At 40.6% G+C, this 12,855-nt stretch carries 10 protein-coding genes; all 10 read right to left on the reverse strand.

Annotated elements, in window-relative coordinates; all coding sequences use genetic code 11:
• Window positions 1–523: 523 nt before the first annotated feature.
• Window positions 524–1,309, reverse strand: coding sequence for a winged helix-turn-helix domain-containing protein (locus A9239_RS08940; protein WP_048122319.1), 786 nt, complete (start codon window positions 1,307–1,309; stop codon window positions 524–526).
• A 149-nt stretch (window positions 1,310–1,458) separates the two neighbouring features.
• Window positions 1,459–3,387 carry a hydantoinase/oxoprolinase N-terminal domain-containing protein gene (locus A9239_RS08945; protein WP_048122317.1) on the reverse strand — a complete coding sequence of 643 codons (1,929 nt, stop codon included), beginning with the start codon at window positions 3,385–3,387 and terminating at the stop codon, window positions 1,459–1,461.
• 151 nt (window positions 3,388–3,538) lie between these two features.
• Window positions 3,539–5,560 carry a hydantoinase/oxoprolinase family protein gene (locus tag A9239_RS08950; RefSeq protein ID WP_048156528.1) on the reverse strand — a complete coding sequence of 674 codons (2,022 nt, stop codon included), beginning with the start codon at window positions 5,558–5,560 and terminating at the stop codon, window positions 3,539–3,541.
• Window positions 5,561–5,923: 363 nt separating this feature from the next.
• Entirely contained in the window at window positions 5,924–6,943 is a 1,020-nt protein-coding gene (locus A9239_RS08955; protein WP_048156525.1) for a cation diffusion facilitator family transporter, read from the reverse strand.
• Window positions 6,944–7,404: 461 nt separating this feature from the next.
• A complete protein-coding gene (locus A9239_RS08960) occupies window positions 7,405–7,989 on the reverse strand; it encodes an acetate uptake transporter (RefSeq protein WP_048122313.1) in 585 nt (194 codons plus the stop codon).
• Window positions 7,990–8,041: 52 nt separating this feature from the next.
• Window positions 8,042–9,427 (reverse strand): methanol--corrinoid protein co-methyltransferase MtaB, encoded by a 1,386-nt coding sequence (mtaB, locus tag A9239_RS08965; protein WP_048122311.1) that lies wholly within the window; start codon window positions 9,425–9,427, stop codon window positions 8,042–8,044.
• Between the two features lie 13 nt (window positions 9,428–9,440).
• Entirely contained in the window at window positions 9,441–10,217 is a 777-nt protein-coding gene (gene mtaC / locus A9239_RS08970; protein WP_048122309.1) for a methanol--corrinoid protein MtaC, read from the reverse strand.
• Between the two features lie 940 nt (window positions 10,218–11,157).
• Entirely contained in the window at window positions 11,158–11,361 is a 204-nt protein-coding gene (locus A9239_RS08975; RefSeq protein WP_048122308.1) for a hypothetical protein, read from the reverse strand.
• A 116-nt stretch (window positions 11,362–11,477) separates the two neighbouring features.
• Window positions 11,478–12,032, reverse strand: coding sequence for a TATA-box-binding protein (locus tag A9239_RS08980; RefSeq protein ID WP_048122307.1), 555 nt, complete (start codon window positions 12,030–12,032; stop codon window positions 11,478–11,480).
• A 541-nt stretch (window positions 12,033–12,573) separates the two neighbouring features.
• Window positions 12,574–12,702: a hypothetical protein gene (locus A9239_RS20370; RefSeq protein WP_255361926.1), complete on the reverse strand. Its 129-nt coding sequence runs from the start codon at window positions 12,700–12,702 to the stop codon at window positions 12,574–12,576.
• Window positions 12,703–12,855: the final 153 nt, after the last annotated feature.

Genomic DNA, 12,855 nt, shown 5'->3' on the forward strand with positions numbered 1-12,855 from the left:
ACTGCGTAAGTCCTATGAGATAAAGGATCTTTATGGGGTTGGAATTTTTGGGTTTATATTCGGAATTTTTTTAGGTTTAGGTTTATATTTGGGATTTTTAGGTTTATATTCGGAATTTTTTTAGGTTTAGATTTATATTTGGGATTTTTGGGGTTTATAGTTAGGATACAAAGGTAATTACCATTTTTTATACATCACAATGTCATAAATAATATATCATAATATCTTAATATTATTTCTAAATATAATTACTTTTCATTACCTTTTAATAAGTTATAATTACTTTTCATTACCTTTTAATAAGTCACTTGAAAAATTCTGCATGGAAATTCTTTTAAAGCACATATCTTCTTACTTTACCATATCGTTCTCGTTTTTGGAGGTAGTCGGAGATTATCTATTACTGCGATTCCGAAATAGGTTCATAAAACTTAACTTTTTAATAGATCTGACGATGACGGATTTTTCCAACAAATAAAAAATTTAGTTTGGAATCGAAGCACTAGATACTCATCTTTTCAAATCATATCTTGTTTACCTGTCTGGAAAGTCTCTTGAAATAATCAAACAGCTCCTGACCCCATAAAAGGGCGCTGGGTTCGGAGCTTATAATGAATTGCTGGTCGAATTTCCCATTTTTATCAAAAAGACCCAGCATCATTGTCCTATCAGTTACGGTAATCTCAGTAAGCTTTATTCCTTCTTTTGAAACATACAGGCTTACGTTGTCCATGCCCATTACTTCATCGATCATATTTGAGTGTTCTTTTGATAGGTAGTTCCAGACAGATTGATTAAAATTCAGGGACAGCTCGGCATCTTTTCTGCCAAGCTCAACGTACAGGGGGAGATAAGCAGGGTTGAAATAAGAAGCAAAAGTAGAAGCATGCTTTGCATTGGCCATACTGTCAATTATTTCTTGAGAAGGTTCATATATATGGTTCAGGTCGGGTTCTATAAAGGTGCAATCCCCCAGTTCGGATATACGTTCCAAAAGATGACGGGGAATTCCATTCAGATCATGACTTGTCCAGTATGAGTTGTTTTTCTCAATTACATCAAGAGCACTTATCAGGGGCTTTATCTTCTTGATAATAAACTCTCCCAGGACTGTGAGCTTATACCTTTTGTCTTCTTGGACAATAAGATCATGATCTATCAGTTTCTTTATCTGGGGAAGGATCGAGGTGGCTGTAACATCCAGTGTGTTCTTGATTTCGTCAATATTTTTTGAGCCGCTATCCAGCAATATAAGAAGGTTTTTTCTCTTATCGGAGCGGAAAACAAGATCAATAAGTGAAGAATCCATGTTCTCTTACTTCCTGTTATTCAGTAATTTGCAGTTGTAGCCGATCCTTCTTTCCGGCAGGCTGGTTCTCTGGCTGTTTATTTTCAAATTGAGCGTTTCTCCGGTTTTTTAATTTAACTTTTATATATAAATAATATATAATATTATCTCTAATTAGTTAACATCTCAGGGTTACAGATCCCTACAAAAATCATTTTTGTCTCCATTGGCGTATGTTTCCAGCCAGGTGGAGAAAGGTATTCCATATTTGTGCTTATTTTTATTGAGCCTTCCGGAAGTCCAAAATCTTTCATTGAATCCAGAATAAGCTCTTCACCGGTTTTATGGGAATATTCTATTGCCATACTATATTGCTCAAATTTCTTCCTTCCCGCAGGGGTAAATACCAGGAAATTCTGGTCCGGATTTTCCATTGAAGATGGTCTTATAATTATCTCAATTCTTTTAATTCCTTTTCCTACTAGAGCTCCAACTGCATTTCCTACGCTTGCCTGCTCAGGAACTATAACCTCTGCATCTATGAGGCCTTTAATCTCTTCATAATAAGCCTTTACAGGGCCTCCGAGCAGGACTATGGGAATATTTAATTTATACTGAACAGGAACGTCTTCCTCCAGCATTTTCTTTATTCCTTCTTTTCCCCTGCCTTCCAGAATAAAGGACATCAGGCTGTAAACCATATTTTTTGCAATCTGCTGCTTTATTTTTTTGCAAAAAGCATGAACTCCCATTAGAGTAAAACGCGAAAGTTTTTTGGCTCCAATCTGGGCAGTTTCCACATCCCATTCGGTATATTCCCCAAGTACGTGCAGGGCATCAGTTGGTGTGAAGCCTATAGCCTGGATCGCACGCTGCTGAATCAATGAATCAAGGACTGCTGGAGAGGGGAACCGGTTCATTTTATTTAAAATTCCATAGATCGAAAGAGGTTCATCTTTTATAATCTCAAGTAACTTTTTTTCGCTTTCTGTAGGATCAATAGGGTCTGCTCCAGTGCTGACAAAAAATTTTGTGGGCTGAGTATGTTCACTGAGCATGGTCCTCAGGGGCACGGGGGTCTTTTCAAGTTTTTCTTTAAAATTAGGATACCGCACAGCAGCAACGCAAAGAGGCATAACCCGTCTTGGACCTATCCTGATGCATTTCTTAAACCACACATGGCTATCTCCCCCGTTTGCTGAACTCTCCATTCTTATTGCTTTTACGCGGGTTTGCCAGCCTCCTACAACTGCTCCTTTCTCACAAAGCTCAGGAACTCCATTTTTTATTATGGAAACATCCGTACTTGTCCCTCCCACATCGATTACGGCGCAGGTGTCCAGTCCTGAGAGATAAGAAGCTCCCTTAATACTTGCAGCCGGGCCTGAGAATATTGTTTCAATGGGACGCAGTTTTGCACTTTTTATATCTATAACCGAACCGTCACATTTCAGCATAAGGATTTTCGCATCAAGTTTTCTTTTCTTTATTTCGGCAGTGATGGAATGGATAAACTGGTAGGTTATAGGAATTAGCTGGGCGTTTAAGACGGCTGTAGCTGCCCGTTCGTAAGCTCCAAGCTCCTGAGATAATTCATATCCGCAAACCACAGGATGTCCTGTCAATTTAAGAACTATCTCCTTTACTTTAAGCTCATGTTCCGGGTTTCTTGTGCTGAAGTACGAAGACACTGCAAACGCGGAGACTTTCTTTTTCAGGCTTATTGCAAATTGTTCTACGGCAGTAAGGTCCAGAGGCTGCAGTTCATCTCCATTGCTATCATGTCCTCCTTTTACACTAATACAGTAGTCTGCTGGAAGTTTTCTTGGGACGGTATAGTTCCCTACCAGGATCAGACCAACAGGATACCCTGTTTTTTCGAGAATGGTATTTGTTGACAGGGTTGTGGAAACCGATACTAGCTTTACTTTGCTGAGATGTTCCGGATTCAGTTTATCAATTGCATTTCGAATTCCGACCATAAGGTCCGGATAGGTAGTAATTGCCTTGCTGGTATCAAGGATCCGGCTGTCCGAATCTCTTAAAATTACGGCATCGGTATAGGTTCCGCCTGCGTCAATACCCAGACTATATTGCATGTCAAAACAGCCCCATTTTTACTTTATATTACACAATTAAGGTCCTTTTTTAGCTGTATACATCTTTTTTATCCGGATTTATAAAATTATTCTCAAGATATATATTTCTGTTTATAATATCGGCTGGATGTACTAATTTATCCTTATCCTATCAAGCTGTAATCGTAGTTTTTGGGATTCCTATTCCTACGAAAACAAGTTTTGTTTCCAGGGGCACATCAGTCCAGCCGCTCGGAGCTAGATGCTTCCGACTTACGTCTATTTTTATATTCTCCTTTTGAAGTCCTGCACTCACCATGTAGTCCATAACAAGCTGTCTTCCAAGTTTTTCTGCGAATTCAACTGCTTCACTATAGCTTTCAAATTTATTTCTTTCAGATGGGGAAAAGACGATGAACTCGTTTTTAGTTTGATACGGCAAGATCTCTTCTGCAGTGCATTTCTCGTGAGCCTCATTATCTATATTTTCAGCCTCAACTTCAAGAGACTTGATAACTTTTGTTTTTATAACTTTTGTTTTTATAAGAATCTCTACTCTTTTAATTCCTTTACCGACAAGAGCTCCGACAGCATTGCCAACATCAGCGTACTCTGGAACTATGAAGTCAGCATTAATCAGGTTTTTGAGATTCTCAACATATGCTTTTACAGGTCCTCCTAGAAGCACCACAGGAATTTCAACTCTAAAACGGGTATAGTTCCTTCCGAGAAGAACCCTGTCAATCTCGTTTCTAGGCATTCCTTCTATAAGATAGGCAATAAGATCTTCGGCAATATTTCGCGCAACCTTGTGTTTTGCTTCCGCACTGAAAGTTTCTGGGCTCTGCTTAACTATCCTCCCAAGCATGGAAGCTCCGATTGTTGCAGCCTCTACATCCCATTCGGTATATTCTCCAAGTACATGAAGGGCATCGGTAGGCGTAAAGCCTATTGCCTGGATTAACCTTTTCTTGACTAATGAGTCCAGAATGGATGGGGAAGGACGTTTTTTCAGGGCTATGAGCAGGTCACCGAAGGAAACAGGCTCATTTCCGATGTGCTTGTATATTTCCCTCTCTCCTGCCTTCAATTCGATAGGTTTGAAGCCGGTCCTGACATAAAATTTTGTTACCTGAATGCTTTCGCAGAGATACCCTTTTGCAACCCTGTTCGATTTCAGTTTTTCCCTGAAACCGGGGTATATGACCGAAGCTCGGCAGAGTGGAATTACCCGACGAGGGCCTATATAAATTCTGTCGCCTTTCACCCAGATATGGCTGTCTCCTCCCGTTGCAGAGGTCTCCATACGAATTGCTTTTACCCGGGTTTGCCAGCCTCCGACAACGGCACCCATATTGCTGAGTTGGGGAAGCCCGTTTTCCATCATGGCTACATCCGTGCTCGTGCCGCCAACATCGATCATAGCGCAGGTATCGAGTCTGCTCAGATAAGATGCCCCAACAAGGCTTGCGGCAGGCCCTGAAAATATTGTCTCAATGGGCTTTTCCAGGGCTTCTTCTATTCCCACTACCGATCCGTCACATTTCAGCATCAGCAGGTTTGCGTTTATACCCCGGATTTCGAACTCCTTAACTATAGCTTGGATAAACTTGTGAGTAATAGGAATTAACTGGGCGTTAAGAAATGCAGTTATAGCCCTTTCATAGGCTCCAAGATCCTGTGAAAGTTCGTGCCCGCACACCACAGGGTGACCTGTAAGTTCCTTTACAGCTTTTTTGACAGCAAGCTCATGTTCCGGGTTACGGTTACTGAAATATGAAGAAACTGCAAAAGCCGAAACCTTATCTTTTACCTTGAGGGCAAATTCTTCTACTGAGTCAAGGTCAAGAGCCTTCAGTTCTTCTCCGTCACTGTTATGTCCACCAGAAACCGCTATCCAGTAGTCTGTAGGAAGTTTCTCAGGAATAATATAATCTCCTACCATGATTAACCCTACCGGAAACCCCGTACTTTCCAGAATGGTATTTGTAGACAGGGTTGTAGATACAGATACCAGTTTAATATCTTTAAGATGCTCCGGGTTCAGCGCATCAATAGCGTTTTTCATTCCAGGGAGAGGATCGGGGTATGTAGTTAGCGCTTTACTGGATTCTATCACAGATCCATCTGAATCTCTAATGATAGCGGCATCAGTATAAGTGCCCCCTGCATCGATTCCAAGACTAAAGTGCATTTTTAACCTCTTTTGGGAGTTATATATAACTTCCGGGATTTCCATACGATTTTTTAATTCAGACTACTTTTAATTCAGACCATTTTTAAATTCGGGGAATTAAGTTTTCTTTAGAAAGTGATATGATTCAGAACTCTCTAAATCAGGTGTCGATTTAGACTCATATACGTAACTTGGATATCTGTTAAATCTTGTAGTAGCTATGGATAGCTGCTAGAATTAAAGAAACGGGCTGTTTTCTTATCTTTCGGTTTTCATATTGGTTTTTTCACGAAAGTCAAAGCATGAAGCCCACTGTTTTAGCTGTTGGTAGTTGACACCATTATTACCATATTATTTTATTATTTCTACGTTTTTATTTTGTTAAAATAAACTTGCCTTTTCCCCTTTCTTCTCGTTAGAGGATCTACCTCTGTTTTTGAAATTCTGGTTTCTTTCCGGGACGGGCTCGATTTTTATCAGTACGTATGTATTTTCTGTAAAAGCTGCTTTCAGCCTCTCTTCTACGAGATTTGCTATCTCTGCAGCTTCCAGGACACTCAGGGAGTTATTCACATTAACAATGGCATTGATTGCTATACCTTTCCCTATCCTGCGAGTTTTAAGTTCTCCGGAACCCGTGACGTTTTCGGTTTTGTTTATAATCTCCTTGATTCTGAGGTTATTTTCTTCATCAAGGGAGGCTTCTATCAGTTCATTTACAATTTTGTAAAGAAGTCTCCCTGAATTTCCAAGGAGATAGAGGCTTAAAAGAAGCGCAGCGAAAGAATCAGCTATATTAAAGTTTTTTCCAGGCAGAAATGTGCATCCTATTCCTAAAATAACAAAGCAGGATATTAATACCTCTTTTATTGGGATTATTAACAAGCGTTTTACTGAAATAATTGATACGTCTTTTACAGGTATACGAGCTTTTGAAAAATCCTCTTTAGTCTGTAATTCAGGGTTTTCTGTCAGAACAGCCACAATATTTCTTAATATAAAGGCTGAGGTTGCTGCATAAAGTGCAATAATTTCAGGAGTTTCGGGCTCTTTACCCTGCAAAAACATGAGTATTTCCCCAGAATTCAGGGAAATCATATGAAAACTTGCAAAAAGAAGAATAAAAGCCCCTGCTCCCATGCAGAGGGTTGTGATTTTTCCATGCCCGTAGTTGTGGCTTTCGTCTCCAGGCTTGCTTCCAATCGAAAAATCCAGGAGTTTTATACACTCATCAATAAATTCAGAGAAGGAACGAACTGCATCGGCAAGAAGCAAAGTACTATTTCCCAAAATCCCGGCTAGCAGTTTGAAAAGTGTCAGTATCAAACTCAAAGCAAGCTCTGTATAAGATCTATTGCGGATTTTATTGTGGGTTTTGTCAAGCTTTTTATCCGCTTGCATTCGAAGTTCACCGTTAATTAGCTTTTTCAATCTTTTTTCTAGTGGGTCTTTTTATTCCAATCAAACCTTTTTGAAAATGTTTGTGCCACAATGCACTGGTCGATCACGCCGATAGAGTTCGGGAATAAGTTACTCAAATTCAAATGTTGCTGTGGTTTTCGCTCAAGTCTTTTTTGAAAAGGCTTGGTAACAAAACGAAAACTATTTCTTTAAATTGGATAGGCCCTCGAGTGCCTGTGTCTTTATAACGCGGTCACAATACAGTGTTTAGTCACTCGTGCAATAATATTGGGAGGATTGGTAAACACAGGTTTAATACCTGTACTTGCCTGAAGAGTCGTTTTTAGCTGTTTTTCCGTTTTTCCTGCAATTTTAGGATTTTATATACTTATTGAGGTTGGTGCAGGTCTTTTCATCAGGTACTCGAGGGTTTTACTCAATGACTGCTGATTATTTTACTATTAGAGTGGGATTACAGTTTTTCCGTGAATTTCGTTCATTACCATGCCAAGAGCTGTATAAAGAGCTCCAAGGCCCATAACAAGTCCTACATAGCCAGCCACTATAAGCAACCCTGTACTGCCGGTTGCGTTTACAACAGCAAGCAACATAAATAACAAAAATAATGTAACAAATACAAATTGGAGGGCACGGACTCCTATTCTCATAGTAACGATCAGCATAACAAAGGTATAGACGCCCCAGATAAAGAGATAAGCGGCCATAGCAGTTCCGGACGAAGCCTCAGCCCAGCCGATTGCAGGCATAACAAGCAATCCCGCCAGTGAGAACCAGAACAGACCGAAAGCAGAGAATGCAGTCCCTGCAAAAATATCTCCTTTTTTCCAGGACATAATTCCTGCAAACACCTGGGCAAACCCACCCAGAAATATTGCCATGGAGACGATCATTGATTCTACAGGATATATCCCTATGTAGCTCAGACTTAACAGAACTGCGGCAAGGCCAAGGCCGGTAAAGCCCAGAGGGGCAGCATTTGCAGTCTTGTCAACTATTACAGTAGCAGTTCCCACGTTTTCGCTCATGGTTTCACCTGAAGCCATAATTCTAAAAAAGTTAAAAAAAGAAGTTTAGGGCTTAGAGCCCATAGTTTTCGGGTCTGAAAACGGCAACTTCTTGTTTGAACTTGGTCAGGTTGTCGCTCATGAACTGGTCAGCATCATCGGTGAGGGCTTCGAGATCGGCCTTAACTTTTGCAAGAGCATTGGTTTCGAATCTTGTAAGTCTGAGTTTGCCGGAGTTGGTACCTTCTTCGATGATGTTGCAACATTCGATTGCTGCGTTCTTTGCACGGAGGTAGTTGTTCTCTCCATCTTTTGCGATTGCCTGTGCTACTCTGTAGGCATTGTCGTAAGCAATCACATAGCCCTGTGGGTCTCTGTATTTGTCCGAGAGCACGAGAATGTCTCTGAGATCCTTTGCTTTTCCGGTCTTAAGGGCAACGTTCATCATGGAACAGTCGTATGCAAGGGTCTCGGACCAGCACTGTACAGTTGTACCGCCGAATTCACCGTGGTATTCAACGGATTCGTTGGACCAGAGGTCACAGCACTGCATAACAATGTTACCCATCAGGTCAGAGTGAGCACAGGTTGAGGTCTTACCTTCCTGAGCAATCGGGACACCTGCAATGGCCTTTATGATGCTGTTCTCGTAACCACAGTCCTTTCCGGGGCCGACTGCACCGGCTTCATATGCACAGAGAGACCTGGCTGCAGAGATTGCCCTTGCAACAATTGCAGTTGTGTGGGCAAGGTTCTTGTCAAGCAGACCGCCTGCAATGAACATTGCAGTGTTTGCCTGGGCACAGTCCGTATCACCTGAAGATACAGTTCCTGTCTTCTTTGCAACATCTGAAATGTCCTTCCAGACCATTTCCATGTCCATACTGCCGAGCACACCGATCCCGAAGAGGATGCCTGCAGTGTCGTTCCTCAGAATAGAATAGTCAAAGATTTCCTTACCACCCATTGATTCAACTGCAAGCATATCTGCACCATTATTGGCAGCTTCTTCAAAGGCTTCCATAAAGGTGCTGTACTTGTCTCCTCTGAGATCTAGGTAGTCCCTGGTCTCACGGATATCTCCAATTGTATGGCGGAGTGCACATTTTATACCGTATTCATCATGATATTCTTCCATGATGGTCTTCTGGGCATGTGCAACAGCTCCTCCCCACTCAGGGTTGTTGGACATCTGCTGGACGTGTTCAGTTTCAAGCACAATAGAGGGTGCTCCTATTTGAACCATCCTTGACATAACGTCGGTGGTGATCCTTTCATACTCTTTTATAAGCTTTTCTTTGGATACGCCGGCTCCAGGCCTTGGGGCGTAGTTTATTTCGGGAGTCGTGTAACCGGCACCAATCTCAAGGCCAAGCCCTGCTTTTACAGGGAATTTTGATTGCCCGAAAATCAGTTCATCTGCGTTAGCGTAAGCCATTGAAGTGTATTTTTTTACCATTTTTGCTCCCTCCTCAGTGTTTGTGGAACTCCTCTCTTAATGCTGTGATATCTTTGGTACCTGCAACGATTGCGTCAGCAATCTTAGGGGCGTCTGCAGCTTCTTCACCATAAACCCCAAGTTCATACTGAGACACGAAATCCTGGTTCACAGCACCGCCACCACATGCGAATGGGAGTTTTATTCCCTTTTCAAGGAGCTTGTCATTAACTTCCTTGAATGCATACATGGTGGTTGTCATAAGAGCAGTACCTGTGAGCATTATTGGCTTTTCTTTTTCGACTGCAGCGATTACTTCGTCTACAGGAACATCTCTTCCAAGGTCAATTACCTCGTAGCCATTTGCTCTCAGAAGGGCAGCAACAATGTTCTTTCCGATGTCATGGACGTCGCCTTCTGCAACATGGCAGACAACCTTGCCCTTTGGCTCGGGAACTTCGGTGGTCTGACTCTTACAGAATTCGATACCTGCCAGCATGGCATCAGCAGACATCATAACGTTCGGGAGGAAAATGATACCATCGTCGTAGAGTTGGGTTACAACTCCCATTCCTACCATCAGGGCATCATCGATAAGGTCGATTGGCTTCTTGCCTGCATCGATAGCAGCCTGGAGTGCGTCAACTACGTCATCCTCTTCTCCTTCATAGATTGCTTTTGCAACAGGATAGATGAGGTCGTCTTTGGGATAAAGCTCTTCTGCAGCTTCATCAGGTGTCATTTCCTTTTCGAGGGCGACGTTGTAGCGTACTAATATGCCGTCGATGTCTTCCAGTTTCAAATCCAACATATTTTAACCTCCATTTAGCAAAAGAGTCTCGGATTGCTCAGATCGTTGACTCTGCAAGTTACATCTCCCTGAAGTTTTTAAGCGTTTTTACCAAACGCTTCTCGAATATAATGTCAGAGAATTCAAAAACCTCCAGATCGAATTCCTTCCATTGAGGGGGATTGGATAACTTTGAGTGGTGTACTGATCATTCAGAAACCGGATTTCAATCCGTTCTCTCGTTTTTCAAGCTTTCTGAAAAGAGCTTTTGAGTTACTTCCCGTTTTTACCCATTTTTTAAGCTTTTTTCAGAAAGTTTTTAAGTCGCCAGGTTCATATCTCTTCTATTTCCGATTCTCTATTTCCTGGCTCTAAAGGATTTTTTCCAGTTAATTCTGATAAGTGTACTCCCTTTAGTATTCCGGGATGCACTTGCAGATCACAGTTAGATTTTATTGCATATACCTTCACCTATGTTAATTTTTGAATTGCTATAATTTTATAATTCTCTTCTCAATTTTCTCTGCAAATGATTTTATTAAAAAGAAGTGTTTTTTTCTCCCTATTGATCTAATCAACGAGATCAAAATTTACTGGTTGATTGTTTTACATTCCAGGAAGATTTTATTACAGAGGGTGAAGATATGGAGATTCTTATTTTGAGCGTGGAGGTTATCAATTTAATTTGTTTTTATTGTGGATTTAAATCAGGCAAAATGAGGTAAATAAAGTATATTTTTGAAAGCACACAAGTGAAATGAATTTCCTGTTCAATTCACCTCAGAAATCCCCTAATTTCTTACTTCCGATGAGAATTGTGTGAAAGCTCCCATAACTCTAATCTTTTAGTTCTCTGGGATTTATTCAGATTCGGTTTTTGCCGTTTTTCAACTCTTTTTTAAACAGAGGCAAGCTATTTTCCTGGCAGGTTATTCAGTTTCTGTTTTTAATTTTTTAAGAATCAGGCTTCTTTATAACTGTTTAATATTATGCTGTTACTCAAAAGCCAGTTTTCTCCAGATGGCTGAAAGGGTACTTTATCCTCTATCTGAGGGATCATCTTCCGGATAGGGGGCGATGAGCATTTTATGATATATAAAGTTTTTGTGTGCCAGGTCAAAGCTGTCCTGATCCGGAAATATTTTCCTTCCTCATTTATCTTCATCCATGCCGCAACATCCTGAATCGGAAACTTTCAAACCGGAAACATTCTTCCTACTGTAGTTTCCTTCTCCCTGCCAGGCTGAAGTATGGATTATTCTTTCTCTAGGGTAAGAAGGTTCAATAAAGAAGGCCTAAGTTATCAAACTCTGTCTTTATAACCTGCAGGCCCTCCTCACAATCCTCAGGAGATTTGCCGCCTGTGATCACCAGTTTGCCAGAGCTGAATATGAGCACTACTACCTTGGGCGACTCAAGTCTGTAAACAAGCCCAGGAAATACCTCTGGCTCATACTCTACGTTCTCCATACCAAAGGCTATAACAATGGTATTCAGGTTCAGGTTTGTTTTCAAATCAGCGGTGGCAACAATGTTCTGAATATGAACCTCAGGTTCTAAATTTATTTTCTCGCATCCAATGGACTGGAGCGTGTTAGCCAGATTGATTATGGCCATCTTAGCGTTTTTGACGGTCTTAGCTCCGGTACATACCACTTTTCCTGAAGTGAAAATCAGAAAAGCAGCTTTTGGATTCTCAATTCTGTAGACCAGACCAGGGAACTTAGCTTTGTTATATTCTGCTCCTTCCAGTCCGGCCTCTATCTTCAGCAGGTCGAAATCTTCCGCCAGGGTGGTGGATGCCACCACATTCTCTATAGTTATTGTATACTCCATACAACATATATCTTAGATGTTCTATTGAAGCTATTGTCGGTTTAAATCACAAAATGCTTAAAAATTAGTGGTTTGTATAGGACAAACAATCTAACGCAAATATTATATAAATAGCAAAATTGGTTGCCTACCAGTACGCAGGTGATGTTTTCATGATCACGTTTCCAGTTTAATAATTATTTCTTTTTCATGTGTTAAAATAGGTCTGCTGTAACAACCGAATTGCATAGTCAAAGGTCAGAAATATCACAAAGAATATTCAAAAAAGAACACCAACCAAATAATAAAGGAAGGCCAAAATGTAAATATTCCTCTTATGTAAACTCTGTCTGTAGATATTGATTTCGATGTGATCGATAAGTTCAAATACCAACCAGTGGAAAATGAAATCAATTGCCAGCAATTAAAAAAATCAATTTAGAGAAATTTAATGAAAAATTGTTAATGAATTAGAGCGGCCATTCGGAACTACAGTAAATCGGAACTACTGTACCCGGTAATTACTTTCCTGAACCAAAAATATTCTTCCGCCCAAAGTTTTTCAGCTTAAAAAATGATCATTGCCTGCTATAACCTGGTTTTTTCTTTCCACTTTTTGAAGGAAAGCTGCTTTTCTTTCAGACATCTGCTTATTGTTATCCACAACTTTAATAAGTTCATCTCTGGACACGGACGTTACCGCAGAAAGTACCTTTACTCTTGATTGAGATTTTCCTTTTTTAAGGCTTCCATTTTAGGGATTTTATGCGCAGAAGTTACACTTCTCTTTATCGGATTTTCCTGACGCCTGAAAGAAAGCTTAATGTGGTTTATGTAGTTGGGT

This window comes from Methanosarcina sp. A14 (assembly GCF_001729375.1).
In the GTDB taxonomy this organism is placed as follows: domain Archaea; phylum Halobacteriota; class Methanosarcinia; order Methanosarcinales; family Methanosarcinaceae; genus Methanosarcina; species Methanosarcina barkeri.

What these genes read in the sequence shown, in the direction of transcription:
- A9239_RS08955 (WP_048156525.1), bottom strand. Translation starts at nt 6,943, where the DNA reads ATGCAAGCGGATAAAAAGCTTGACAAAACCCACAATAAAATCCGCAAT.
- A9239_RS08960 (WP_048122313.1), bottom strand. Translation starts at nt 7,989, where the DNA reads ATGAGCGAAAACGTGGGAACTGCTACTGTAATAGTTGACAAGACTGCA.
- A9239_RS08980 (WP_048122307.1), bottom strand. Translation starts at nt 12,032, where the DNA reads ATGGAGTATACAATAACTATAGAGAATGTGGTGGCATCCACCACCCTG.
- A9239_RS08945 (WP_048122317.1), bottom strand. Translation starts at nt 3,387, where the DNA reads ATGCAATATAGTCTGGGTATTGACGCAGGCGGAACCTATACCGATGCC.
- A9239_RS08975 (WP_048122308.1), bottom strand. Translation starts at nt 11,361, where the DNA reads ATGAAGATAAATGAGGAAGGAAAATATTTCCGGATCAGGACAGCTTTG.
- A9239_RS08940 (WP_048122319.1), bottom strand. Translation starts at nt 1,309, where the DNA reads ATGGATTCTTCACTTATTGATCTTGTTTTCCGCTCCGATAAGAGAAAA.
- mtaB (WP_048122311.1), bottom strand. Translation starts at nt 9,427, where the DNA reads ATGGTAAAAAAATACACTTCAATGGCTTACGCTAACGCAGATGAACTG.
- mtaC (WP_048122309.1), bottom strand. Translation starts at nt 10,217, where the DNA reads ATGTTGGATTTGAAACTGGAAGACATCGACGGCATATTAGTACGCTAC.
- A9239_RS08950 (WP_048156528.1), bottom strand. Translation starts at nt 5,560, where the DNA reads ATGCACTTTAGTCTTGGAATCGATGCAGGGGGCACTTATACTGATGCC.